We start from the raw sequence: 23,789 nt of genomic DNA, 5'->3' as shown, positions 1-23,789 counted from the left end.
ATGGACGTGACCGCCGACAGGGACTTCGACGACTGGGCCGACATTCTCGCCTTCCACTGGGAGGCGGGCGTGGACGTGGCCATCGGTGAGATGCCGGTGGACCGCTTCGCGGAGAGCGCCGCCGAGGCGAGCCGACCCCGGCCGCCCGCCGCTCCGGCGCGTGAGGCCGTCGCATCCGCGCCGTCCGCAGGCTTTGCCCCGAACCGCCCGGCGCCCTCCCGCAACCAGCCGGCGCGGCCCACGCCATCCCCGGTGACCGGCACGCCGGCCCTGGTGACCCAGCCGCCCGACGAGGCGGTGATGGGCGCGCGCGAGGCGGCCCGCGGCGCCGCCAGCCTCGACGAACTGAAGGCCATCCTCGACGGCTTCGAGGGCTGCGCCCTGAAGCGCACCGCCAGCCGGCTCGTGTTCGCCGATGGCAATCCGGCCGCCAAGGTCATGTTCGTGGGTGAGGCGCCCGGCCGCGACGAGGACCAGCAGGGCCTGCCCTTCGTCGGCCGCTCCGGCAAGCTGCTGGATCTCATGCTGGCCTCCATCGGCCTCGACCGCACCAGCGCCTATATCGCCAACGTCATTCCCTGGCGCCCGCCGGGCAACCGCACGCCCACGCCGCAGGAGACGGCGGTGTGCCTGCCCTTCATTGCCCGGCAGATCGAGCTGGCAAACCCGGACATCCTCGTCTGCCTCGGCGGGCCATCGGCGCAGGCGCTGCTCGGCACCACCGAGGGCATCACCAAGCTGCGCGGCCGCTTCATGGATTACGACACCGGCACGCGCACCATCCGCGCCATCGCCACCTTCCACCCGGCCTATCTGCTGCGCACGCCGCTGGGCAAGCGCTTCGCCTGGCGCGACATGCTGGCGGTGGAAGCGCTGCTGGCCGGGCGCGGGGCGTCCTGAACCGATGGCGGCGGGACGCGGCGAAATCCTTTGTCGCATCAGAGTGCGCTCCGATGAAGTTGAATCAACCTGATCGGTGAATCGCCCCCTTAACGCCAAGAAAGAGAACGCGTTATCCGTTCTGATCGCGAGGCAATCAGAATGGCGCGTGGTCTGGAGCTTAACCCTTCATCAGGGTTAATCCGGCCTTAAGCCTCCCCGTGGCACACATCCCTCCAGAGCTTTTCTCGGGCGGGACGTCATGATGGGTGTGGTTGGTCGGGCCGGGCGTCTTCTTCTGGCCTCTCTCGCGCTGGCGGCGCTGGCGACCGCGGCGCACGCGGCCGACAAGGCGGATGCGGAGATGGAGGCCATGATGGCCGCCCTCGGCAAGCCGGGCGACTTTTCCCTCGCCGCGCCTACGGTGAGCGAGGATGCCGCCTCCGGCTGGTACTTCCGCGCGGACGTGGGCTATCTCCCCGCCAGCAGCGCCAGCCTGTCCTATCTCGGGCTTCCCACCGGGCTCGATGTGTCAGGGGCCGGCTGGTCGCTGGGCGGCGGCATCGGCTATCGCTTCCTGCCCTTCCTGCGCGGCGAGGTGAGCCTCGACTATCTCTCCCTCGGCTCGGCCAGCCTTTCGCCGTTCGGGCTGGGCGTCGGCGCCACGGTGGGGCTCGCGAGCGTCTATTGGGACATCATCACGCTGGCCGGCTTCACGCCGTATCTCAGCGCCGGCGTGGGCTTCGCCATCAATTCGCTCAGTGCCCCGGCGGCGCTGCAGCCGGCCGGCAACAGCTGGGACTTCGCGTGGTCGGCGGGCGCGGGCGTCTCCTTCGCGGTGAGCAGCAGCTTCAGCCTCGATCTCGGCTACCGCTATCTCGACCTCGGCAGCCCCGCCTATGCCGGCGGCCTGTCCCTCGGCAATTCCACCGCCCAGGAAGTGCGCTTCGGCCTGCGCTACGCGCTGTAGGGGCGTCCCAAACCACCGTCGTCCTCCGACGTGATCGGAGGACCCATGTCGCCATTCGCTCCGGTCATCGGACGCTGGTGCTGGCGGTAGGGTGGGCCCTCCGGTCAGGCCGGAGGGCGACGGCTGCGCAAGGAGCCGCCCTCGTCCCCCGGATCGGCGCTCCGGCTGCGCCGTCGCTTGTCCGGGGAACAAGACTTTCCGCCCCAAACCGCCGTCGTCCTCCGACGTGATCGGAGGACCCATGTCGCCATTCGCCCCGGTCATCGGACGCTGGTGCTGGCGGCAGGGTGGGCCCTCCGGTCAGGCCGGAGGGCGACGGCTGCGCAAGGAACCGCCGTCTCTTATCCGGGAAGCCCTCGGCTCCCCCGCGCTTTTCCCTTGCCGGGCCGGGCGGCGGCACCTATGTGCAGGGCGTGCTCGACCGCCCCACCACTCCCGGCACATCGCATCGGGAACCCGTTTTCAACGTGCCCGGCGCGGTGGCGGTGATGGCGCTCGGCTTGGTGGCGATCCATGCCATCCGCACGCTCCTCCTCTCCGAGGACGCGGACATCGAGCTGCTCACCTATTTCGCCTTCATCCCGGCGCGCTACACGCTGCCGGACACCATGTTCTATCTGCCGGGCGGCATCGGCCCGAAGCTGTGGACCGCGGTGAGCTATGCGCTGCTCCACGCCAACTGGATGCACCTCATCGTCAACCTCGTCTGGCTGCTCGCCTTCGGCACGCCGGTGGCGCGGCGGTTCGGGTCGGCGCGCTTCTGGCTGTTCTGCGCGGTGACGGCGGCGGCCGGCGCGGGGGCGCACTATCTCGCCAATCGCGATGCCATCGCGCCGCTCATCGGCGCCTCGGCGGCCATTTCCGGCACCATGGCAGCGGCGGTGCGCTTCGCCTTCGCGCCGGGCGGCGCGCTCTCGGGCTATCGCTCCATCTTCGCCGACCACCAGCCGGCCGGCACGCTGAAAGAGAATTTCTCCGACGGGCGGGTGCTGATCTTCGTCGGCGCCTGGTTCGCGTTCAACCTCCTGTTCGCGCTGGGCGTTTCCCTGCCCGGCACGGAGGGGGCCGAAGTGGCCTGGCAGGCCCATATCGGCGGCTTCGTCGCCGGCCTGCTGCTGTTCCCGCTGTTCGATCCGGTGCCCCGCCGGCGCGTGGCCTGAGCCGGCCCGCATACTGCCAAGGTCGAGGTGGAGAGGCTGCGCTGCGCGCTTGCGTCGCACGGCGATGCGAGGGATCATCCCTGTCCGGATCGTTTCCAGAGAAGGCCCCGTCGGCGGAGCGGGCCCCTGGAGCCACCAGTTAGGGAGAAAGCGCCAATGTCCGTGACCGTCATCCTGAGCCGCAAGGGCAACGACATCGTCACCCTGTCCCCCGACGCCACCCTCGGCGATGCCGTGGCGAGCCTCGCGCGCAACCGCATCGGCGCCATCGTCGTCACCAATGCGGACCAGGGCGTGGAGGGCATCATCTCCGAGCGCGACGTGGTGCGCCTCATCGGCGAGCGTGGCGTGGACGTGCTCGCCGAGCCGATCACCGGGCTGATGACCAAGGCCGTCGTCACCTGCGCGCCCGACGAAACCGTGCCCCAGATCATGGAGCGCATGACCCGCGGCCGCTTCCGCCACGTGCCCGTGGTGTCGAACGGCAAGCTCGTCGGCATCATCTCCATCGGCGACGTGGTGAAGTATCGCGTGGAGGAAATGGAGCGCGAAAGCGCCCAGCTGCGCGACTACATCATGTCGGCCTGAGGGGCCGGTGCGGCGCGCGTCAGGCGCGCCAAATCCGGCGCGCGAGGTCCGGCGCGGAGGCGACTCCGCGCCCGCCTACTTGCCGTAGCCGAGCGGGGCGTTCACCAGCGAGGAATTGCGGTAGCGGGGATCGGCGGTGACTTCCTCGCCCACCCAGTCCGGCAGCTCGACCTGCTGGTCGATGCCGTCGAGCTCCACCTCGGCCATGACCAGCCCGTCGTTCTCGCCCTCGAACACATCCACCGTCCACAGGCGGCCCGCGTGCTCCACGGCATAGCGGGTCTTTTCGATCAGCGGCCGGGCGCAGAGCGTCTCCAGCATGACCCGGGCGTCCTCGACGGGGATGGGATATTCGAATTCGGCGCGGGACAGGCCCTGCGTCTTGCCCTTCACGGTGATGAAGGCATCGCCATCGGCGATGCGGATGCGCACGGTCGCGCCCTCCTGCGACAGGTAGCCCTGCCGGATGGGGGTGGCGCGCGCGCCCGCTCTCCATGCGTTGGAGGTCACGAGGAACTTGCGCTCGATCTCGACGGGCATAATGCGGCCGGCTGGGCTGTGAATGGCCACACCATAGACCGAAGGGGGCGCCCCTCGTCCAGCCCACAAGCGGCGCCTAAAGCCCTCGGGCATCGTCGAAAACGATTTCATGGTGCCGCATGCGTCAACACGCAGCACATTACGGTGCGCCGCTTAAGGTCAGGCTCAAGTTTCGCTGCGGCGGGATGCGCGCGTCAGGCGCGCATCCCCTTGAGGCATGCGCGTTTCAGGCGTGTACCTTGCCCTTGGCCCCTTTCGCCGCCCCGGTGTCGAGGTCGTCGCGGGAGGGCGGGTTGGTGGCACCGATGGTGGTGATGCGCATGATGTTGGTGGTGCCGGGCTTGGCGAACGGCACGCCGGCGGTGATGGCGAGGCGGTCGCCCGGCTTGCCAAGGGTGTGCTCCACGGCGGTGCGCACGGCGGTGTCCACCATCTCGCCGAAGGAGTGGATGTCCTCCTTCATGTGGACGGCGTGCACGGCGTAGGAGAGCGCAAGGCGCCGGGCGGTCTCGACCTTCGGCGTGAGGCCGAGGATCGGGATGGCGGGCCGCTCGCGCGCGGCGCGCAGGCCGGTGGTGCCCGACAGCGTGAAGGCCACGAAGGCCGAGGCATCCACCGCCATGGCTGCCTGGTAGGTGGCCTTGGTCACGGCGTCGCCGATGGTCTTGCCCCATTCCGACTGGGTGGCGTCGAGCACCTGCCGGTAGCCGGGATCGCACTCCACATGGCGGATGATGTCATCCATGAAGGTCACCGCCTCCACCGGGAACTGGCCGGCGGCGGTCTCGGCGGAGAGCATCACGCAGTCCGCGCCCTCATAGACGGCGGTGGCCACGTCCGACACCTCGGCGCGGGTGGGCACGGGGGCGGTGATCATGGATTCCAGCATCTGCGTCGCCACGATCACCGGGCGGCCGTACTTGCGGGATTCCGCGATCATGCGCTTCTGCAGCGCCGGCACCTCGGCCAGCGACATTTCCACGCCGAGGTCGCCGCGTGCGACCATGATGGCGTCGGACAGCTCCACCAGCTCGGTGAGATGCTCCACCGCGGCGGGCTTCTCCATCTTCAGCATGATGGCGGCGCGGTCCTTGATGAGGCCGCGCGCCTCGTGGATGTCCTCCGGCCGCTGCACGAAGGAGAGGGCGATCCACTCGACCCCCGCCTCGCAGGCGAATTCGAGGTCGTGGCGATCCTTCTCCGTGAGCGGGGAGAGCGGCAGCACCACGTCCGGGATGTTGAAGCCCTTGTTGTTGGAGAGCTTTGTGCCCGCCACCACCTGGGCCTCGAGGAAGCCGGCTCCCTTCTTCACCACCTTCAGGCGCACCTTGCCGTCGTCGCACAGCACGGTGGAGCCGACGGTGAGGGCTTCGAGGATGTCCGGATGGGGAATCGGCACGCGCGTCTCGTCGCCGGGGCGGTCCACGTCGGCGTCGAAGTGGAGCACGTCGCCGGCCTTGAGCGCGATGGAGCCGTCCTTGAAGCGGCCGATGCGGAGCTTGGGGCCCTGCATGTCGGCGATGACGCCGATGGGCCGGTTCATCTCCTTCTCCAGCCGCCGGATGCGGGCCAGCACCTCGCCGTGATCGGCCTGGGTGCCGTGGGAGAAGTTGAGCCGGAACACGTCCACGCCGGCGAGGAACAGCGCCTTCAGCTTCTCCTCGCTGTTGGAGGCCGGGCCGACCGTGGCGACGATCTTGGTGGCGCGTTGGCGCTTGAGGATGGGGTGGCGCTTGTTGGGCATGAGTCGTCCTCCGGCTGGCGCGTTCGCGCTCGGTTCAATGCGTTTTAGGCGGCATCATGCGCGCCTTTGATGTACGCATAAAGTCGCATAAACGGCAGCAAAGCTGACCGTTGCAGGCAGGTCTGGCTGCGCGTCGCCCCCCGTTCGGCGCCGGAGGTGGGGGGCGCAAGGTGAAGTGGCGGAGGCGCGCCGGGAACGCTGTCGGCGCGCCTCTTCCGAAGGGGCCGCGCGGACCCGTCCGGGGTGCCGGCGACGCAGGGCAGGGAACGTGCCGCGCGTCGCCAAGGCTGTCGTGGCTCTGTGTGTTGTGGACGCCCTCAGGCGTCCGGGGCCACGGTGTGGTTGGCCATCAGCTCGAGGGCCTTCACCATGGCGGAGTGGTCCCACTTGGAGCCGCCATGGGCGGCGCAGGCGTTGAACAGCTCCTGGCAGGTGGCGGTGTTGGGCAGGCTCACGCCCAGCATCTTCGCGCTCTGCAGCGCGAGGTTCAGGTCCTTCTGGTGCAGCTCGATGCGGAAGCCCGGATCGAAGGTGCGCTTCACCATGCGGTCGCCGTGGATCTCGAGGATCTTGGACGACGCGAAGCCGCCCATCAGCGCCTCGCGCACCTTGGCCGGGTTGGCGCCCGCCTTGGAGGCGAACAGCAGGGCCTCGCCCACCGCCTCGATGGTCAGCGCGACGATGATCTGGTTGGCCACCTTGGTGGTCTGGCCGTCACCGTTGCCGCCGACGAGGGTGATGTTCTTGCCCATCTTCTCGAACAGCGGCTTCACCTTCTCGAACGCGCCGTCCGGCCCGCCCACCATGATGGTGAGGGAGGCGGCCTTGGCGCCCACCTCGCCGCCGGAGACCGGGGCATCGAGATAGTCGCAGCCGAGCGCGTTGATCTTCTGGGCGAAGCCCTTGGTGGCGACGGGCGAGATGGAGCTCATGTCCACCACGGTCTTGCCGGCCGACAGGCCTTCGGCGACGCCGCCCTTGCCGAACAGCGCCTCTTCCACGTGCGGGGTATCCGGCACCATGGTGATGATGATGTCGGCGTTCTTCGCCACCTCGGCGGAGGAGGCGCAGGCGGTCGCGCCCTTGGCGGTCAGCGCCTCGGGCACCTTCACCACGTCATAGACGAACAGCGTGTGCCCGGCGTCGATGAGGTGGCCGGCCATGGGGCCGCCCATGATGCCGAGGCCGATGAATCCCACGTTCATGTGCGTTTCTCCTGAAGAGTGCTTTTGTGTCTCGCGGGGCCGCTCCCCTCTCCCCTCGCGGGAGAGGGGTTGGGGGTGAGGGGGCGGCGCCGGACCCCTCACCCGTCCCGCGGCGATGCCGCGGTCCACCCTCTCCCGCAAGGGGAGAGGGGTACAACCGCTCAGCCCTTGTAGGGGGCGAACCAGCCGATGCCTTCGTCGGTGGTGGTCTTCGGCTTGTATTCGCAGCCGATCCAGCCGTCGTAGCCGGTGTCGTCGATGGCCTTGAACAGGAAGGGATAGTTGATCTCGCCCGTGCCCGGCTCGCCGCGGCCGGGATTGTCCGCGAGCTGGATGTGCTTGATGCGGGCGATGTTGTTGCGGATCGTGGGGGTGAGATCCCCTTCCATGATCTGCATGTGGTAGATGTCGTACTGGAAGAAGATGTCGTCCGCGCCGACCTCATCCAGTACCGCCAGCGTCTGCTTGGTGTTGTGGAGGTGGAAGCCGGGAATGTCGCGGGTGTTGATGGCCTCGACAACGAACGGGATGCCCGCCTTCTTCAGCTCCGCCGCGGCGAACTTCAGGTTCTTGATCAGGGTCTCGTGGACCTTCTCCGCCGGCACGTCCTTGGGGGTGAGGCCGGCGAGGCAGTTGATGGCCTTGGTGTTCAGGGCCTTCGCATACTCGATGCCCTTGCCGACGCTGTCCTGGAACTCGCCCTCGCGGCCGGGGATGCAGGCGATGCCGCGCTCGCCCGCCGCCCAGTCGCCGGCCGGCAAATTGTGCAGCGCCTGGGTGAGGCTGTACTTCGCCAGCTTCTCGGCCAGCGCGTCCTTCTCATAGGGGTAGGGGAAGAGATATTCGACGCCCGTGAAGCCGGCATTGGCCGCCTTCTCGAAGCGGTCGAGGAAATCGATCTCGTTCCACAGCATGGTGAGATTGGCGGCGAACTTGGGCATGCGTCTCTCCGCGGGCTGAGCCGTTGTGGCGCACTGTCATGCCCCGGCGCGGCCGGGGCATCCAGGCTTTTTTAAATCGATAAGAGTGTTTGTGCGCCGGCCTTACTCGGCCGGCTCCAGGGAACGCACCTCGCTGAGCGGGATGTCGAGGACTTCCTCGAACTCGTTCACCGCGTTGATCTCCACGCCCATGGCGATGTTGGTCACGCGCTCCAGGATGAATTCCAGCACCACCGGCACCTGATGCTCGTCCATGAGCTTCTGGGCGTTGGCGAAGGCATCCTTGAACTCGTTCGGGGTGCGCACGCGGATGGCCTTGCAGCCGAGGCCCTCGGCCACCGCCACATGGTCCACGCCGTAGGCCCCGATCTCCTCCGAATTGATGTTGTCGAAGGAGAGGCTGACCTCGAAGTCCATGTTGAAGCCGCGCTGCGCCTGACGGATCAGGCCGAGGTAGGAGTTGTTCACCACCACGTGCAGGTAGGGCAGCTTGTGCTGTGCGCCCACCGCCAGCTCCTCAATGAGGAACTGGAAGTCGTAGTCGCCCGAGAGCGCGACGATCTTCGCGTCGGGCCGCGCGGCGCGCACGCCGAGGGCCGCCGGGAGGGTCCAGCCGAGGGGGCCGGCCTGGCCGCAATTGATCCAGTGGCGCGGATGGTAGACGTGCAGGAACTGCGCGCCGGCGATCTGCGAGAGGCCGATGGTGGAGACGTAGGTGACGTCGCGGCCCAGCGCCTCGTTCATCTCCTCGTAGACCCGCTGGGGCTTCAGCGGCACGGCGTCGAAATGGCTCTTGCGCAGCATGGTCTGCTTGCGGCCGAGGCATTCGTCGGCCCAGGCGGTCCAGTCCGGCAGCTTGCCGGCGGCCTTCAGCTCCTTGGCGGCGGTCACGAACAGCTCCAGCGCCGCCTTCGCGTCGGAGACGATGCCGAAGTCGGGGCCGAACACGCGGCCGATCTGGGTGGGCTCGATGTCCACGTGGATGAACTTGCGGCCCTGGGTGTAGACCTCCACCGAGCCGGTGTGGCGGTTGGCCCAGCGGTTGCCGATGCCGACCACGAAGTCGGACGCCAGCATGTTCGCATTGCCGTAGCGGTGCGAGGTCTGGAGGCCGCACATGCCGGCCATCAGCGGATGGTCGTCGGGAATGGTGCCCCAGCCCATGAGGGTCGGGATGACCGGGATGCCGGTCAGCTCGGCGAACTCCACCAGCAGGTCGGAGGCATCGGCATTGATGATGCCGCCGCCGGCGACGATGAGCGGCTTGTTGGCGTCGAGGATCATCCCCATCGCCTTGTCGATCTGCGCCCGGGTGGCGGACGGCTTGTAGACCGGGAGCGGCGCGTAGGTCTCCTCGTCGAACTCGATCTCCGCCATCTGCACGTCGATGGGCAGGTCGATGAGCACCGGGCCGGGGCGGCCGGAGCGCATGACGTGGAACGCCTGCTGGAACACCATGGGGACCAGCGCCGGCTCGCGCACGGTCACCGCCCACTTGGTGACGGGCTTGGCGATGGATTCGATGTCCACCGCCTGGAAGTCTTCCTTGTAGAGGCGGGCGCGCGGCGCCTGGCCGGTGATGCACAGGATCGGGATCGAATCCGCCGAGGCCGAGTAGAGGCCGGTGATCATGTCCGTGCCGGCGGGGCCGGAGGTGCCGATGCACACGCCGATATTGCCGGCCACCGCGCGGGTGTAGCCCTCGGCCATGTGGGAGGCGCCCTCGACATGGCGCGCCAGCACGTGGCGGATGGAGCCGCGCGCCTTCATGGCGGAATAGAGGGGATTGATGGCCGCGCCCGGAACACCGAAGGCGCAGGAGATGCCTTCCTTCTCGAGAACACGGACGGCGGCGTCGACGGCGCGCATGCGGGCCATGGCAGTCCTCCCTTGTATTGTTGCTTCGTCCTGGCGGGCCGCGATCCGGGTCGGATCGTCACGGCTTTGGACTTTCGTATTGGATACGCCCGCGCCGTTTTCGCTTCTATGGGAAGAAACGGAATGACATTCGTGCCATCTGAGCAATAATGCTGCGGGGCGCACCCGCTGGCCGCCTCGGGCGGTGACAGGGTGCGGCAAAGGGGGAGGCGGGGATGGCAAAAGGGAAGGGGAGGGGGCTCGCGGCTGTGGTCCTCGGGGCCGTTGCGGCAACGGTTTTCGTGTCAGGCGCCAGCGCGCAGGCGCTGAGCGAACTGTCCTGCAAGGCGCTGTGGTACCAGCGCAACGCCGTCTATGCCGAGCAGGGCTATTGCTTCAAGACCAAGGACGCCATCGCCACCTTCGGTGCCCGCTGCTACGCGCCGTTCGGCAAATTGACGCCGGACCAGCAGCGCTATGTGAACGAGGTGCAGGCCTGGGAAGCCCGAAAGGGCTGCCGCTGAGGGGGCTGTGGCTGAGGCGCCGGTTGTTGCGAGAAGATCGCAGAGGGCCGCGACGATCGCGCGCGGCGTGCTATAGATACCGTCCCGCCCCGTCGGGGCCCCGTGCGGTTGTCCGCCCGCTGCTCCGCCCGACCGAACCCGAACGCCTTTCACCCGAACGAGTTGGCTCGGCGCCCATGACCGACATCGCCACGCGCGTCTACAACCACACCTGGAAGATCGACCCCATCGTGCGGTCCGTGCTCGACACGGACTTCTACAAGCTGCTGATGGGGCAGACGATCTTCAACCGGCACCGGGCGACCCGCGTCACCTTCGGCATCCACAACCGCTCCACCTCGGTGCGGCTCGCCGACATCATCGACATCGGCGCCCTGCGCGAACAGCTCGACCATGTGCGCTCGCTCTCGCTCACCCGCGGCGAGAGCACCTGGCTGCGCGGCAACATGTTCTACGGCAAGCGTCAGATGTTCTCGCCGGACTATGTGGCCTGGCTGGAGGGCTTCCGCTTCCCCGCCTATCATCTGGAGAAGGTGGACGGCCAGTATGAGCTGACCTTCGAGGGACCGTGGGTGGAAACCACCATGTGGGAGATCCCCGCCCTCTCCATCATCAACGAACTGCGCTCGCGCGCGGTGCTGAAGGGCATGGGCAAGTTCGAGCTGCAGATCCTCTATGCCCGGGCCATGGCGCGGGTGTGGGAGAAGGTGCAGTTCCTGAAATCCCTCGGCCGCATCAACATCGCCGATTTCGGCACCCGCCGCCGCCACGGCTATCTGTGGCAGGACTGGTGCGTGCAGGCGCTCATGGAGGGCCTGGGCGACGGCTTCCTCGGCACCTCCAACTGCCTCATCGCCCTGCGCCACGAGGTGGAGGCCACCGGCACCAACGCCCACGAACTGCCCATGGTCTATGCGGCGCTCGCCCGCAACGAGGACGAACTGCGCTGGGCGCCCTACCAGGTGCTCGCCGACTGGCAGGACGACTATGACGGCAATTTGCGCGTCATCCTGCCGGACACCTACGGCACCACCGGCTTTCTGGAACGCGCGCCGGACTGGGTGACGCACTGGACCGGCATCCGCATCGACAGCAAGGACCCCATCGCCGGCGGCGAGGAGGCCATCGCCTGGTGGAAGTCCCGCGGGCAGGACCCGCGGGAGAAGCTCGCCATCTTCTCCGACGCCCTCGACGCGGAGGAGGTGGCGCGCATCCACCACACCTTCACCGGCCGCATCCGCCTCGGTTTCGGCTGGGGCACGCTGCTCACCAACGATTTCCGGGGCCTGGCGCCCCACGGCGCGCTCGATCCCATCTCCATCGTCTGCAAGGTGATCGCCGCCAACGGCCACCCGGCCGTGAAGCTCTCCGACAACCCCACCAAGGCCATGGGCCCCGCCAGCGAAATCGAGCGCTACAAGCGGGTGTTCGAGGTGGGTGAGCAAGTGGCGCGCAGCGCCATGGTGTGAGGGCTGGCGCGCGCCCTCCGTGATGGGGCGCGCACCTCCCGCCGTCTCAGTTCCTCAGCGCCGCCGTCCCGTCCACCGCCGCCGGGAACGGCAGGTCGGTGACCAACCGCTCGCTGGGCTTGTCCTGCGCGAAGATGGCGTCGAGATCGAGGGTCAGGAACGTCGCCCGGTGCGCGTAGTCGGCGATCATCAGCCTGTTGTGGGTGAGGTCCTTGATGGCCACCCACTGGGTGTAGTCCGAGACCACCGCATCGCCCTCCTTGCTTTGGGCGACGCCGAGCGGGATGTCCACGGTATTGAGGATGTGGCCCATGGCGGCGGTGGCGTCGCCGGCATCCTTCGGCTGGGCCATGTAATGGCGCATGAACGCCGCCCGCACGAAGCGCGAGGGCGGCGTGAAGTCGCCCGGCAGTCCGGTGGCGCCGCCGCCCTGGCCGATGGCCGTGACGTTGGCGGTGCCGAACTGGCGCGCGGTGACGCCCATGGTGGACACATTGAGGTAGTTGCGCAGGTTCAGGAGGTGCCAGCCGTAGGTCGGCGCGTTGGTGAGCACGCTCGCCACATTGTCGTGGATCTGCACCTCGCCGCCCACATATTCCACGACGATGCTGGCGCCCGAGCGATCGGTGAAGACCATGTGGATGGTGGGCGGGGTCGGCCCGCTCGGCAGCGAGGCGTCGGCCCAGACCTTGGTCTTTTCCAGCGCGGCGCGCACCTCGGCCACGGTGCCGTGCATGCCGAGCGCCCAGGCGCCGAAGCCGAGGATGGAGACGTAGGACGTGTCCGCCTTGGTCACCGTCTGGTAGGTGGTGAAGCCGGGCAGGAAATTGCCGCTCATGCCGAGGCCGGCCGCGTTCTGGCCCTCGATGATGGCGCCGCCGGGAATGACCTCGGCGCTGATGCCCACGGCGGAATAGAGCGTCGCCACCTTCTTCTCGGGCAGGCCGAGGTCCGCCGGGGCGGTCAAGGTGAGTGTGGTGCCCTTGGGGATGCTCTTGAGCGTCCACTTCATGTCGAACGCCCATTCCATGGTGCGCCCGGCGATCACGGTCTTGTCTGCCGCGACCACGTTCACTGCCGTGCAGGCCATCGCGGGCCCGGCATTCTGGAGGGGAAGGACGGCTGCGAGGGCCGCCGCCAGGATGCGTTTCATGGATGCTTCCTCCGTCTTGGACCGCTGGTCGCGGCGCGTATCGGCTTCGTCCGGCCAAGCTCCGACGAGAGCATACAAAGGCTGACGTGTGATGAACGGCGCGGTCCACGCGGATACGGACCGTCCGCCCGAACGGGGCGTGAATCCGCTTTAAATGCATCGAACTTGTAGTATAATCTAAATATATACAGTTTTTCGATGTTTATTGGAGATCACCATGGCGACGCTGCGACTGGGCGATGTGGTTCCGGATTTCGAGGCCGTGACCACCGAAGGCCCCATCAAGTTTCATGAATGGCTCGGCGACAGCTGGGGCATCCTGTTTTCCCACCCCAAGAACTTCACCCCGGTCTGCACCACGGAGCTGGGCCAGGCGTCCCACCTGAAGCCGGAATTCGACAAGCGCGGCGTCAAGCTGCTCGGCCTGTCGGTGGATGCCATCGACAATCATCCGGCCTGGGTGGGCGACATCAAGGACGCCACCGGCGCCACCCTGAACTTCCCGCTGATCGCGGATTCCGACCGCAAGGTCTCCGACCTCTACGACCTCATCCACCCCAATGCGAACGACACGCTCACCGTCCGCTCGGTGTTCATCATCGGCCCGGACAAGAAGCTGAAGCTGTCGCTCACCTACCCGGCCTCCACCGGCCGCAACTTTGCGGAAATCCTGCGCGTGGTGGACAGTCTCCAGCTCACCGCCAAGCACTCGGTGGCCACCCCGGTGGACTGGAAGCAGGGCGACGATGTCATCATCGTCCCCTCGCTCTCGGACGACGCCGCCAAGGAGAAGTTCCCGGACGGCTGGAAGACCGTGAAGCCCTACCTGCGCGTGGTGCGCCAGCCCGGCGCCTGAGGGGCGCCGCCTTCGCCCTCCGGTGAAGCCGGAGGGCGGGGGGCTTAAATGACAAGGGTTGCCAGGGAGAAGGGCGCCGCGGCGCCCTTCAACGTTCAGGCGGCGGCGCGCTGGAGGGCGTCGATCACCTCGTCCACGACGGTCTCCACCAGGTCGCGGTCGTCGCCCTCGCCCATCACCCGGATGACCGGCTCGGTGCCCGAGGGGCGGATGAGCAGGCGGCCGTGGTTGGAGAGGCGGCGCTCGGCATCGGCGATGGCGACCTTCACCTTCTCGTTTTCGAGCGGCGCACCGTCGCGGTAGCGCACGTTCTTGAGGATCTGCGGCAGCGGATCGAACCGGTGGCAGACCTCGGAGACGGGCTTCTCCTGCCGCGCCACCACCGCCAGCACCTGCAGCGCCGCGACGAGGCCGTCGCCCGTGGTGGAATAGTCGGACAGGATGATGTGGCCGGACTGCTCGCCGCCCACGTTGTAGCCATCGGCGCGCATGCGCTCCAGCACGTAGCGGTCGCCCACCCCGGTGCGGGCCAGGGTGATGCCCTCGCCGGCGAGGTGCCGCTCCAGCCCGAGGTTGGACATGACGGTGGCCACCAGCCCGTCGCGGGCGAGCCGGCCGTCCTCCTTGAAGCTCTCGGCGATCACGGCCATGAGCTGGTCGCCGTCCACCGTGTGGCCCTTCTCGTCCACGATCATCACCCGGTCGGCGTCACCGTCGAGGGCGATGCCGATGTCCGCGCGCACTTCGCGCACCTTGGCGGCGAGGGCGGCGGGGGAGGTGGAGCCCACGTCCCGGTTGATGTTCATGCCGTCCGGCTCGACGCCGATGGAGATCACCTCCGCGCCCAGCTCCCACAGGGCCTCCGGGGCCACGCGGTAGCCGGCGCCGTGGGCGCAGTCCACCACCACGCGGATGCCCTCGAACGACTGGTTCCGCGGCAGAGTGCGCTTGGCATATTCGATGTAGCGGGCGTGCACGCCCTCCAGCCGCCGGGCACGGCCGATCTCGGCGGGCTTGGCGAGGCGCTTGGCAAGGTCCTCGTCGATCAGCTCCTCGATCTCGCGCTCCACCTCGTCGGAAAGCTTGAAGCCGTCCGGGCCGAATAGCTTGATGCCGTTGTCGTCGAACGGATTGTGCGAGGCGGAGATCATCACGCCGAGGTCGGCGCGCATGGAGCGCGTGAGCATGCCCACCGCCGGCGTCGGCATGGGGCCGAGCAGCAGCACGTCCATGCCCACCGAGGTGAAGCCGGCCACCAGCGCGTTCTCGATCATGTAGCCGGACAGCCGCGTGTCCTTGCCGATGACCACCCGGTGGCGATAGTCGCCGCGCTGGAACACCAGCCCCGCCGCCATGCCCACCCGCAGCGCCAGATCCGCCGTGAGCGAGGCATTGGCGCGCCCGCGCACGCCGTCCGTTCCGAAATACCTGCGCGACATGGTCCCTCTCGTCGCCGTTTATCCCGCCGCACCGTGCCCCAGCGGTACGTCGTCGAGCCTGCCTTTAGCACCGGGGCGCCGCCGCGCCGCATCACGTCTCGTGACGCTTCGCAACGTGCGCTCCCGCCCCTGCTGCGGGCAGGCTCCTTCTGTGAGCAAACAGGTGGAATTGTTCAGAACGCCGCCCGCGTTGCAAGTGCGAAGCCGCCGCGCCGGGCGGCGGCGGCGGCATTCCTTGCGAAAAGGTTAAGGGGTAGGCGACGGCGCCGGGCGCGGCGATTGCACCGCACTGGGTCGGGTGCTACCCCTCGCCGAATCTTCCGGAGACCTCCCGTCGGAGAATTTGCCGTGACAGCTCCCCTCGACGTCCTCGCCATCGGCAACGCCATCGTCGATGTCCTCTCCCGCGCCGAGGAGGATTTCCTCGCGCAGAACGGCATGGCCAAGGGCGGCATGGCCCTCATCGACGAGGCGCGGGCGGAAGCCGTCTACGCCGCCATGGGGCCGGGCACCGAGGCGTCCGGCGGCTCGGCGGCGAACACCGCGGCGGGCGTCGCCTCGCTGGGCGGCAAGGCCGGCTTCATCGGCAAGGTGAGGGACGACGGGCTCGGCACCGTGTTCGGCCACGACATCCGCGCCGCCGGCGTCGCCTATGGCACCCCGGCCGCCGCCGACGGCCCGGCCACCGCGCGCTGCCTCATCCTGGTGACGCCGGATGGCGAGCGCACCATGAACACCTATCTCGGCGCCGCGCAGCACCTTAAGGCCACCGACATCGACCCGGCCATGGTGGAGAGCGCGGCCGTCACCTATCTCGAAGGCTATCTGTGGGACCCGCCGGAGGCGAAGGGCGCCTTCCTGCACGCCGCCCGCATCGCCCATGATGCCGGCCGCAAGGTGGCGCTCTCCCTCTCCGATACCTTCTGCGTGGACCGCTACCGGGCGGAGTTCAAGACCCTCATCATCTCCGGCACCGTGGACCTCGTGTTCTGCAACGAGGGCGAGCTGAAGTCGCTCTACGAGACCGCCGATTTCGACGCCGCCCTCGTCGCCCTGCGCAAGGATGCGAAGGAGGCGGTGGTGACGCGCTCGGAGAAGGGCGCCTCCTTCGTCACCCGCGAGGCGGTGGTGAGCGTGCCGGCCCATCCGGTGGAGCGGGTGCTGGACACCACCGGCGCAGGCGACCTCTTCGCCGCCGGCTTCCTCACCGGCTATACCCGCGGCCTCGACCCGGCCACCTCGCTGCGCCTCGGCGCGCTGGCGGCGGGGGAGATCATCGGCCAGATGGGCGCGCGGCCCCAGCGCCCCCTCATCGACCTCGCCCGCGAGGCGGGCCTGATCTCGTGAGCGACCGCACCTCGTGAGCGATCTGCCCGTACCAGCCGACACCCCCGGCGCGGATGCCGCCGGGCGGGCGCTCGCCGCCATCGAGGCGAAGGCGCCGCTCATCATGGTGCTGGGCGGCGCGGGCACGGGCAAGACCACCTTCCTGCACGAACTGCGCAAGGCCCCACGCGGCCGGCAGGTGGTGCTCGCGCCCACCGGCGTCGCGGCGCTGCAGGCGGGCGGGCAGACCATCCATTCCTTCTTCGGCATTCCGCCCCGGCTTCAGAACCCGGACGAGGTGAAGCCCCGCGCCCAGGTGCGGCGCCTGCTCAAGAAGCTCGACCGGGTGGTGATCGACGAGATCTCCATGGTGCGGGCGGACCTGCTCGACGCGGTGGACATCTCGCTCCGCATCGCCCGCGACAATTCGGAGCCCTTCGGCGGCGTGCAGATGGTGCTGGTGGGCGATTTCCTCCAGCTTCCCCCCGTGGTGCCCTATGCCGAGCAGGAGATGCTCGGCCGCATGGGCTACGAGGGGCCGTTCGCCTTCCATGCCAAGGCGCTGGACGGGCGGGAGGTGACGGGCGTGCCCTTCACCTTCGTCCACCGCCAGACCGACCGCGCCTTCATCGCCATGCTCGACGCCCTGCGCCGGGGCCGGGGCGCCCGCGAGGCGGCGGAGGCGCTGAACGAGGCCTGCGTGCGCCCCCACCGCGAGGGCGCGCTGCCCGTGCTCCTCACCCCCACCAACGCCCGCGCCGATGCCTACAATGCGCGCGGCCTCGCCTCCCTCTCCGACGAGGGGCGCGAATTCTCCGGCCTGCTCAAGGGCGAGTTCGGGCTGGAGGGCGACCGCCTGCCGGTGGCGGAGAAGCTGGTGCTGAAGCGCGGCGCCCGCGTGATGGCGCTGCGCAACGATCCCGCCCGGCGCTGGGTCAACGGCTCGGTGGGCACGGTGACCGGCCTTGGCCCCCATTCGGCGCTGGTGAAGCTCGATGCCGGCCCGAGCGTGGAGATCGAGGCCTTCACCTGGGAACGCATCCGCTACGGCTGGGACGAGCCCGGCGGCCGGCTGGAGGCGCAGGTGGTGGGCACCTACACCCAGCTCCCCCTCGCCCCCGCCTGGGCCCTCACCATGCACAAGGCGCAAGGCCTCACCCTCACCGACGTCCGCATCGACTTCGCCGACGGCGCCTTCGCGCCCGGGCAGGCCTATGTGGCGCTCTCCCGCGCGCGGACGCTGGAGGGGCTCTCGCTGGTGCGGGCGATTACCGGGCGGGATGTGCGGGTGGATCGACGGGTGGCGGAGTTTGTGGAGCGGTTTGAGGGGTGAGGGGGGGCATAGCGGGGGGCTTTTCAAAATAGCTGTTGACGCTTTAGCTCTACTTGGTTGGAAATTCGAGAACTGCTGACGTTCGGCTGCGGGTGGAGCGCGGGGCGAAGGGATGACTTTGGTCGTTTGTTGGCGAGATAGCTCTCGCATTATCTGCGTCGCAGATACAAGAATATCCCAGCCTGGCGGCCTAACTATTATGGATAGTGGGGCAAAGATATTTATCGTCCCCATTAAAGTGACTGGATTAGATCCAAGTGGGAATGCAGTGCACCTGACTCACAGCGTCGGCTGTGCATTTGCTGGATCGACGTTGATAGCAAACAATACGCACTTGATCGCATCGACGTGTACGCAGATATTGAATTCAGAAAATGATAAGCCAAGATTGCCATGTATAGAAGAAATTGCAAAATACTATGCAAAAGTGTCAGAACATATAACAAAAGATGTAAATTCTAGATTGAATAGCGATTTTAGCTACGTTTATATGCTGATTTTTGGCTGGTGCATCAGAAGTAATGAATTTCAAATTTATATTATTCAGCCTATTCATGACGATATAGGTTTCAGAATGGACGTCAGTTCATTTGATGCTGTGATGGGCTCGGCCGTTGCAATAGGTAGCGGTCGTTCGGCTTTTATTGAGCTAAGCAGATTATTGATAGGCAGTGGCCGCAAGGTCACGCCTATGGATGTATTTAATTTGATTATCGAGGGTGGTTCTGTCCCGGATGTGGGTGGGTACGCGCAGGTTGCTTATGGTGATCTTGCTGGAGTTGAGCTGCAGCCTACACTAATTCCTGATGATAGTGATTCGGAGCGGGTTAGGTCGACGCTATTAGGTTTCGATTTAGGTCGTGCTGGTTCTCTTGATGGTCTTGCGGTTGGGAGGCAATTCCTGGGAATTGGGATTGAAAAAATCCACGCGAGAAAAGCACTGATAGCCCGGGGTATCGATCCGGATTCCTGCAGTGTTAGTCAGGAGGAGCAAAATCTAGCATCTATAGAAATGGCGATAGCTGATCTATGTGGTCGGGTTCCTGCTATTCAATTGAAATTTGATGAATTTTATAGAGTTTCGTCAATACAGCCAAAAAATGGAATGTACTATATCATTTCATCTTGCGAGTCCTGCGGAGAGGTAATTCCGCTTTGCGAGATTCCTGAAAATTCTAAACCTGACACAGAGTTGGCTGGGGCAGGTGGTTTGAGGACAATGTGTCCGCATTGCAAAAATCAGATTACTGCCCGAGTGCAAGATTTTAAAAAGATAAAATGGAATAGATAAAATACATTTATTTATATATAGGCTCGAACGCGTATTTTTAAGGCCGTCCCCATCACTCTTTTCGGCGTCAGTGCCATGATGGCGTTGGTGAAAGGGGCTACATCGTCGAGACCGCGCATTTGGCGCACGAGACATGTTCTACGGCTTTCCTTCCGCACCCGTGTCGGTCGGGATGGTGACTTGCCCCGTCGAGGTAATGCGCATCATTACCTTCGGGAGGTCTTGCCGCTCACTGTAAGAACGATGAACGCGGGCGGCAGGCCGGGCTTGTCCCGGCCATCCACGTGGTGCGGCTGGGGACGCTGTTCCAGAAGGTGCGCGGTCGGCCCGACGTGGATGCCCGGCACGAGGCCGGGCATGACGGCAGGGGCAGAGGCGAAAGGCCTCCCGGTAGGCGCCGTTGCCCTCCCCCCTCACCACCCCGCCTCCACCAGAAAATCCAGGAACGTCCGCACCTTGGCGGGCAGGTGGGTGCGGTTGGGGTAGATGGCGTAGAGGGGGACGGAGGGGGTGAGGGCGGCGGGCAGGATGTGGTCCAGCGTGCCGGCGGCGAGGTCGTCCTCCACGATGGCGCGGGGCATGAAGGCAAAGCCCATGCCTTCCCGCGCCGCCATCAGCAGCAAAGTCTCGTTGCCGCTCAGCACCACCGGATCGAAGCGGATCTCCTCGCCCGTCCCCGGCAGCGCGATGCGTCCGCTCGCCATCAAAGGCGCGTAGGCGAGGAAGGGCAGGCCGTCGAGATCGGCGAGGCGCTCCGGCCGTCCGGTGCGGGCGAGAAGGGCCGGGGCGGCCACCAGCACGAAGGAGATGGGGGCGAGCGCACGGGCGATCACACCCTCGTCCAGCGTCCGGGTGATGCGCAGGGCGAGGTCGAAGCCCTCCTCCACCAGGTTCACCGCCCGCCCGTCCAGATGCAGGTCGAGCCGCACCTGCGGGTAGCGCGCCCGGTAGGCGGCGAAGAGGCGGACGAAGCGCGGATGCGCCATCCACACCGGCAGGCTCATGCGGAGCGTGCCCCGAGGCTCCACCGTCGCCGCCCCGATGCGCGCCTCCGCCTCGTCCAGCCCCTCCAGCAGGGGGCGCACCTCGGCGAGATAGAGCGCCCCCGCCTCAGTGAGGCTGACCTTCCGGCTGGTGCGCTGGAACAGCCGCGCCCCCACCCGCGCCTCCAGATGCTGGACATGCTTGGTGGTCATGGCCGGGGAGAGCCGCAGGCGCGCGGCGGCGGCGGCGAAGCTCTTCAGCTCGGCGACGGCGACGAAGATGCGGAGGCTGGCGAGCGCGTCCATCATCATTCGCTATCAGGAAATCGAGCGTCAAATTATGGCGGCATGATTGCCTCATGGGAAAGCGCTAGCGTCGAGGCATCTGACAGTCAGGCGAACCGTTTCCGAACGACGCCGATACCCCCGGTGAAACACCCCATGGCACCCACCGACATCGCCACCGGCATCGCCCCGAATCGAGGCTGGACCCTCGCTCTGTGGGCCGCCCAGATCCTCCTCGCCCTCATGTTCGCCATGGCCGGCGGCATGCACGCTTTCATGGCGCCGCCGGCCCTCGCCCAGATGGGCGCGACCTGGGCCGCCGATGCCCCGATCTGGCTCGTGCGCTTCGTCGGGCTTGCCGAGCTGGCCGGCGCGATTGGCATTATCTTTCCGGCACTTACGCGCATCCAGCCGGGCCTGACGCCGCTCGCCGCAGCGGGCTTCGCCACCATCCAGGCGGCCGCCATGGTGCTCCATGTCACCCGCGGCGAGGCCCAGGTGCTGCCGATGAATCTGGTCCTGCTCGCCCTCGCACTTTTCGTGGCGTGGGGCCGCACCAGCAAGGCTCCGATCACACCCCGGAGCTGAGCACCGCGCCTCCGGTCAGCCGCCCGGCCGGAGGCGCAACTCTTTGTAGGTTCAGCAAAATCAGTCGTAGATCTCGAACCGGTTGTCGCCGCCGTCGCGCGAATTGGGGTTGGGATACATCACCCGCCCGTGGCAATTGCCCCTGTCGTCCACCGCGATCCAGGGGTGGGTGCCGAAGGTGCGCTGGGTGGCGGCGGCATTGGGGGCAAGCGTGTGGTACTTGCGCCACTGCCCGTCGAAGTCGATCCACATGATGGTCAGCGGAATCTTCGTGAAATTCAGGAAGATAACCTCCGCCGGCGCCTTGCTGTTGATGGAGCGGACGCTGCCATAGGGCGGACAATTGCGCCCCGCGCTCTGCGCCGCCGCCGGGACCGCCGCGGCGACTGCCGCTGCGGCCACCAACGCCCCGAAAACATAAGCCCTGCAAGACATTGCCATTGCCCCCCGAAGCTGTCGCCGGCCTGCGCGCCGTCTCAGTCCCAGATCTGGAACATGTTGTCGCCCTCGGTGCGCGAGGCCGGATTGCCATACATCACGCCGCCATGGCAGGTGCCGCGGGAATCCACGGCAATCCACGGGTGCGTGCCATAGGTCGGCTGCTCCACATTCGAGTGCGGCCTGAGTGTATGGTACTTCTTCCACTCGCCGTTGAAGTCGATCCACATGATATTGAGGGGGATGTCCGTTTCATTGACGAACATCACCTTCACCGCCTCATTGCTGTTCTGCGAGCGGACGCTGCCGAAGGGCGGGCAGTTCTTGCCGTTGGTCACATTCTGCTGCGGGGGAGGGGGCGGCGGGGAGGGCTTCTGGCCGCGGTTGCGCGCGCACGCCAGGGTCTTGTCGAGCGCCTGGATGGCACCGGCGAGCTTGAAGGTCTGCTCGCCCCGGTCGAGGTTCACGGAGAATTCCGGCAACGTCCTGAAGGCGTTAAGCTGGTCGTTGTTGATCATCATGGAGGCCCAGCCGTCCCCCTCGGCGTGGAAGGTGCCCATCTCCGCGGCACCGCCGAAGCCGTAATAGACGTCGAGGGGGCCCGAGACGTTGCCGTAGTAAGGCACGCCGATCTGCCAAGACTTTCCATCCGTGCCGATGCGGAGCTGCACCTGGCCGTTGTCGGTGTCGGCGGCGCAATAGCCGAACTGGTTGTTGTCGAAAACGGCGGTAATGGTCCAGCGGCCGGAGCGGTCGTATGTCGTCTCCTGCGCCGTGGCAGGAAGCGATGCGCCGAGGGCCGAGAGGGCGAGGAAGCCGGCAAAAATCCGTGGTTTGAAAGTCACTTGTCCGTTCCCCCGCCCGGGCATGGTTACCGCTGGGTTAATATTTTCTGCCCCCTTTACTGTCAAGCTGACGGCGATCCGTTGGGGGCTCGCGGAGAAGGCCAGCGTTGGCCTATAAGCAGGCCTTCCGCAGCAGCAGGCCGCCATGTCCGACGAGAGCGCACCTTCCCCCGTCATCACCTTCGACGACTTCCTGAAGGTGGATATCCGCGTCGGCACCATCGTGGCCGCCGAACCCTTCCCGCAGGCGCGCAAGCCTGCCTTCAAGCTGACCATCGATTTCGGTCCGGAGGTCGGCGTGAAGAGGTCTTCCGCCCAGATTACAGTGCATTACACGCCGGAGGATCTGGTGGGGCGGCAGGTGGCGGCGGTGGTGAATTTCCCGCCCCGGCAGATCGGCCCCTTCATGTCCCAGGTGCTGACCCTCGGCTTTCCCGACGAGAACGGCGCGGTGGTGCTGATCTCGCCCAGCCTCAAGGTGCCGGACGGCGGCCGCCTGTTCTGATCCTCACGCGTTCGCCCACCGCTCGGATTTGAACGCTCCGGCAATGGCTTGCGCGCGGGACAGCGCGATATCGTCGGCGTCGAGGCCGGTGTCGTCGATCCCCGCGCAGGCGGCGCGGGCGGCGCGCAGCAGCTCCACCTTGGGGTGGGTCTCGCCGATGCGGTCGCCGTGGCCGAAATAGTCGCAGGTGGCGACCAGCAGCAGCGCCTCGAACAACTCGGGATCGCGGAAGGCGCCGGTACGCTCCAGCATGGCCGCGAGCGGTCCGGCGCGGACCGGCGAGGCGCGTTGCACCCGCTCGCATTCGTGGAGGGACAGGAGCGCCAGGTCGCGGCAGCGCTCGGGTACGTCAAACCGGTCGCAGGCGGCCGCGATGCGCGGGACGGCGCGTTCCATGTGGCGATAGTGGACGGGCAGGTGCTCGCGCGGGGAGTCCGACTTGCCGGCGTGCATCATCAGCAGCGCGAAACGCACCTCCAGCGGCGCGCCCCGCCGGCCGGCCTCGTTTAGGGCGGCGACGAGGAGGACGCCGAGGTCGATCTCGTCCGCCGTGTCGGTGATCTGCGGAACCCCGAAGACGGCGGAGACCTCGGGCAGGATCTCTTCCAGCACCCCGCATTCCCGCAGCGCCTTGACCATGGCGCCGGGCCGCGCACCCATCAGCCCCCGGGAGACTTCCGACCAGATGTCGGCGGGTGCGAGGCCGTCCAGTGCGCCCACCTCCATCTGCTCAAACATCATGTCGAGCGTCTCCTCGTCCGCCTCGCTGCCCTCTGCCAGAAGCGCCGCAAGGCGTAGCAGAGCGAGGCCCGGATGGGTCTGGGCGAAATCCGAGGGTTGCAAGGGTGGAGGCGGGGGCAGCTTGTCCAT

At 67.0% G+C, this 23,789-nt stretch carries 23 protein-coding genes; 12 read left to right on the top strand and 11 right to left on the bottom strand.

The genetic code is table 11. From position 1 onward, the window contains the following. The 4 genes from ACT54R_RS21110 to ACT54R_RS21095 all read left to right on the top strand — a co-directional run bounded on the left by ACT54R_RS21110 (position 1) and on the right by ACT54R_RS21095 (position 3,597). Positions 1 to 900, top strand: coding sequence for a uracil-DNA glycosylase (locus ACT54R_RS21110; protein WP_476329605.1), 900 nt, complete (start codon positions 1 to 3; stop codon positions 898 to 900). 244 nt (positions 901 to 1,144) lie between these two features. Next, a complete protein-coding gene (locus tag ACT54R_RS21105; RefSeq protein WP_476329602.1) occupies positions 1,145 to 1,849 on the top strand; it encodes an outer membrane protein in 705 nt (234 codons plus the stop codon). Positions 1,850 to 2,262: 413 nt separating this feature from the next. Next, entirely contained in the window at positions 2,263 to 3,009 is a 747-nt protein-coding gene (locus ACT54R_RS21100; RefSeq protein ID WP_476329599.1) for a rhomboid family intramembrane serine protease, read from the top strand. A gap of 156 nt (positions 3,010 to 3,165) precedes the next feature. Beyond that, complete coding sequence (locus ACT54R_RS21095) at positions 3,166 to 3,597, top strand: CBS domain-containing protein (protein ID WP_476329597.1); 432 nt, start codon at positions 3,166 to 3,168, stop codon at positions 3,595 to 3,597. A 75-nt stretch (positions 3,598 to 3,672) separates the two neighbouring features. Here the strand turns inward: ACT54R_RS21095 and ACT54R_RS21090 are convergent, their stop codons facing one another. The 5 genes from ACT54R_RS21090 to gcl all read right to left on the bottom strand — a co-directional run bounded on the left by ACT54R_RS21090 (position 3,673) and on the right by gcl (position 9,905). Continuing rightward, on the bottom strand, positions 3,673 to 4,137 hold the full coding sequence (locus ACT54R_RS21090) for a CYTH domain-containing protein (protein WP_476329594.1): 465 nt from the start codon (positions 4,135 to 4,137) through the stop codon (positions 3,673 to 3,675). Between the two features lie 226 nt (positions 4,138 to 4,363). After that, positions 4,364 to 5,881: a pyruvate kinase gene (gene pyk, locus ACT54R_RS21085; protein ID WP_476329591.1), complete on the bottom strand. Its 1,518-nt coding sequence runs from the start codon at positions 5,879 to 5,881 to the stop codon at positions 4,364 to 4,366. Between the two features lie 317 nt (positions 5,882 to 6,198). Further along, positions 6,199 to 7,086 carry a 2-hydroxy-3-oxopropionate reductase gene (gene glxR / locus ACT54R_RS21080; RefSeq protein WP_476329588.1) on the bottom strand — a complete coding sequence of 296 codons (888 nt, stop codon included), beginning with the start codon at positions 7,084 to 7,086 and terminating at the stop codon, positions 6,199 to 6,201. 161 nt (positions 7,087 to 7,247) lie between these two features. Next, a complete protein-coding gene (gene hyi / locus ACT54R_RS21075; protein ID WP_476329586.1) occupies positions 7,248 to 8,027 on the bottom strand; it encodes a hydroxypyruvate isomerase in 780 nt (259 codons plus the stop codon). Positions 8,028 to 8,129: 102 nt separating this feature from the next. Next, entirely contained in the window at positions 8,130 to 9,905 is a 1,776-nt protein-coding gene (gene gcl / locus ACT54R_RS21070) for a glyoxylate carboligase (protein ID WP_168457518.1), read from the bottom strand. A gap of 215 nt (positions 9,906 to 10,120) precedes the next feature. Here gcl and ACT54R_RS21065 point away from each other — a divergent pair, with 215 nt between their 5' ends. Together ACT54R_RS21065 and pncB are read left to right on the top strand one after the other, a co-directional pair. Further along, complete coding sequence (locus ACT54R_RS21065) at positions 10,121 to 10,408, top strand: YARHG domain-containing protein (RefSeq protein WP_476329582.1); 288 nt, start codon at positions 10,121 to 10,123, stop codon at positions 10,406 to 10,408. 176 nt (positions 10,409 to 10,584) lie between these two features. Then, positions 10,585 to 11,877, top strand: coding sequence for a nicotinate phosphoribosyltransferase (gene pncB, locus ACT54R_RS21060; RefSeq protein ID WP_476329579.1), 1,293 nt, complete (start codon positions 10,585 to 10,587; stop codon positions 11,875 to 11,877). A 46-nt stretch (positions 11,878 to 11,923) separates the two neighbouring features. Here pncB and ACT54R_RS21055 read toward each other — a convergent pair whose 3' ends face one another. Continuing rightward, positions 11,924 to 13,030 carry a choloylglycine hydrolase family protein gene (locus ACT54R_RS21055; protein ID WP_476329576.1) on the bottom strand — a complete coding sequence of 369 codons (1,107 nt, stop codon included), beginning with the start codon at positions 13,028 to 13,030 and terminating at the stop codon, positions 11,924 to 11,926. A 217-nt stretch (positions 13,031 to 13,247) separates the two neighbouring features. Between ACT54R_RS21055 and ACT54R_RS21050 the strand changes: the two genes are divergently transcribed. After that, entirely contained in the window at positions 13,248 to 13,886 is a 639-nt protein-coding gene (locus ACT54R_RS21050; protein ID WP_168457523.1) for a peroxiredoxin, read from the top strand. A 95-nt stretch (positions 13,887 to 13,981) separates the two neighbouring features. Here ACT54R_RS21050 and glmM read toward each other — a convergent pair whose 3' ends face one another. Then, positions 13,982 to 15,325: a phosphoglucosamine mutase gene (gene glmM / locus ACT54R_RS21045; RefSeq protein ID WP_168457524.1), complete on the bottom strand. Its 1,344-nt coding sequence runs from the start codon at positions 15,323 to 15,325 to the stop codon at positions 13,982 to 13,984. 348 nt (positions 15,326 to 15,673) lie between these two features. Between glmM and ACT54R_RS21040 the strand changes: the two genes are divergently transcribed. The 3 genes from ACT54R_RS21040 (at position 15,674) to ACT54R_RS21030 (ending at position 19,275) form a co-directional block, all read left to right on the top strand. Next, on the top strand, positions 15,674 to 16,672 hold the full coding sequence (locus ACT54R_RS21040; protein WP_476329571.1) for an adenosine kinase: 999 nt from the start codon (positions 15,674 to 15,676) through the stop codon (positions 16,670 to 16,672). A 13-nt stretch (positions 16,673 to 16,685) separates the two neighbouring features. After that, complete coding sequence (locus ACT54R_RS21035; protein ID WP_476329568.1) at positions 16,686 to 17,984, top strand: ATP-dependent DNA helicase; 1,299 nt, start codon at positions 16,686 to 16,688, stop codon at positions 17,982 to 17,984. 112 nt (positions 17,985 to 18,096) lie between these two features. After that, on the top strand, positions 18,097 to 19,275 hold the full coding sequence (locus ACT54R_RS21030) for a hypothetical protein (RefSeq protein WP_476329565.1): 1,179 nt from the start codon (positions 18,097 to 18,099) through the stop codon (positions 19,273 to 19,275). Between the two features lie 413 nt (positions 19,276 to 19,688). On the opposite strand, the gene ACT54R_RS21025 is transcribed toward ACT54R_RS21030, so the two are convergent. Further along, the gene (locus tag ACT54R_RS21025; RefSeq protein WP_476329562.1) at positions 19,689 to 20,570 is read right to left on the bottom strand and encodes a LysR family transcriptional regulator; all 882 of its coding nucleotides are present in this window, start codon (positions 20,568 to 20,570) and stop codon (positions 19,689 to 19,691) included. 129 nt (positions 20,571 to 20,699) lie between these two features. Between ACT54R_RS21025 and ACT54R_RS21020 the strand changes: the two genes are divergently transcribed. Continuing rightward, a complete protein-coding gene (locus ACT54R_RS21020) occupies positions 20,700 to 21,131 on the top strand; it encodes a DoxX family protein (protein ID WP_168457527.1) in 432 nt (143 codons plus the stop codon). Positions 21,132 to 21,191: 60 nt separating this feature from the next. On the opposite strand, the gene ACT54R_RS21015 is transcribed toward ACT54R_RS21020, so the two are convergent. Beyond that, a complete protein-coding gene (locus ACT54R_RS21015) occupies positions 21,192 to 21,533 on the bottom strand; it encodes a VHL beta domain-containing protein (protein ID WP_476329559.1) in 342 nt (113 codons plus the stop codon). Positions 21,534 to 21,607: 74 nt separating this feature from the next. Next, positions 21,608 to 22,414, bottom strand: coding sequence for a VHL beta domain-containing protein (locus ACT54R_RS21010; RefSeq protein ID WP_476329556.1), 807 nt, complete (start codon positions 22,412 to 22,414; stop codon positions 21,608 to 21,610). A gap of 145 nt (positions 22,415 to 22,559) precedes the next feature. Between ACT54R_RS21010 and ACT54R_RS21005 the strand changes: the two genes are divergently transcribed. Next, positions 22,560 to 22,919: a tRNA-binding protein gene (locus ACT54R_RS21005; RefSeq protein ID WP_476329553.1), complete on the top strand. Its 360-nt coding sequence runs from the start codon at positions 22,560 to 22,562 to the stop codon at positions 22,917 to 22,919. A 3-nt stretch (positions 22,920 to 22,922) separates the two neighbouring features. On the opposite strand, the gene ACT54R_RS21000 is transcribed toward ACT54R_RS21005, so the two are convergent. Next, a complete protein-coding gene (locus tag ACT54R_RS21000; RefSeq protein ID WP_476329550.1) occupies positions 22,923 to 23,789 on the bottom strand; it encodes a tRNA nucleotidyltransferase in 867 nt (288 codons plus the stop codon).

This window comes from Xanthobacter sp. DMC47, assembly GCF_056313845.1.
Note: the sequence above shows the minus strand (reverse complement) of the source record. Positions and strands in the feature narration are given on the sequence as shown.

Excerpts from the sequence above, each read along its gene's own strand:
- ACT54R_RS21110 (WP_476329605.1), top strand. The coding sequence starts at position 1 with ATGGACGTGACCGCCGACAGGGACTTCGACGACTGGGCCGACATTCTC.
- ACT54R_RS21105 (WP_476329602.1), top strand. The coding sequence starts at position 1,145 with ATGGGTGTGGTTGGTCGGGCCGGGCGTCTTCTTCTGGCCTCTCTCGCG.
- ACT54R_RS21095 (WP_476329597.1), top strand. The coding sequence starts at position 3,166 with ATGTCCGTGACCGTCATCCTGAGCCGCAAGGGCAACGACATCGTCACC.
- ACT54R_RS21090 (WP_476329594.1), bottom strand. The coding sequence starts at position 4,137 with ATGCCCGTCGAGATCGAGCGCAAGTTCCTCGTGACCTCCAACGCATGG.
- pyk (WP_476329591.1), bottom strand. The coding sequence starts at position 5,881 with ATGCCCAACAAGCGCCACCCCATCCTCAAGCGCCAACGCGCCACCAAG.
- glxR (WP_476329588.1), bottom strand. The coding sequence starts at position 7,086 with ATGAACGTGGGATTCATCGGCCTCGGCATCATGGGCGGCCCCATGGCC.
- hyi (WP_476329586.1), bottom strand. The coding sequence starts at position 8,027 with ATGCCCAAGTTCGCCGCCAATCTCACCATGCTGTGGAACGAGATCGAT.
- gcl (WP_168457518.1), bottom strand. The coding sequence starts at position 9,905 with ATGGCCCGCATGCGCGCCGTCGACGCCGCCGTCCGTGTTCTCGAGAAG.
- ACT54R_RS21065 (WP_476329582.1), top strand. The coding sequence starts at position 10,121 with ATGGCAAAAGGGAAGGGGAGGGGGCTCGCGGCTGTGGTCCTCGGGGCC.
- pncB (WP_476329579.1), top strand. The coding sequence starts at position 10,585 with ATGACCGACATCGCCACGCGCGTCTACAACCACACCTGGAAGATCGAC.
- ACT54R_RS21055 (WP_476329576.1), bottom strand. The coding sequence starts at position 13,030 with ATGAAACGCATCCTGGCGGCGGCCCTCGCAGCCGTCCTTCCCCTCCAG.
- ACT54R_RS21050 (WP_168457523.1), top strand. The coding sequence starts at position 13,248 with ATGGCGACGCTGCGACTGGGCGATGTGGTTCCGGATTTCGAGGCCGTG.
- glmM (WP_168457524.1), bottom strand. The coding sequence starts at position 15,325 with ATGTCGCGCAGGTATTTCGGAACGGACGGCGTGCGCGGGCGCGCCAAT.
- ACT54R_RS21030 (WP_476329565.1), top strand. The coding sequence starts at position 18,097 with ATGACTTTGGTCGTTTGTTGGCGAGATAGCTCTCGCATTATCTGCGTC.
- ACT54R_RS21025 (WP_476329562.1), bottom strand. The coding sequence starts at position 20,570 with ATGATGATGGACGCGCTCGCCAGCCTCCGCATCTTCGTCGCCGTCGCC.
- ACT54R_RS21020 (WP_168457527.1), top strand. The coding sequence starts at position 20,700 with ATGGCACCCACCGACATCGCCACCGGCATCGCCCCGAATCGAGGCTGG.
- ACT54R_RS21005 (WP_476329553.1), top strand. The coding sequence starts at position 22,560 with ATGTCCGACGAGAGCGCACCTTCCCCCGTCATCACCTTCGACGACTTC.
- ACT54R_RS21000 (WP_476329550.1), bottom strand. The coding sequence starts at position 23,789 with ATGGACAAGCTGCCCCCGCCTCCACCCTTGCAACCCTCGGATTTCGCC.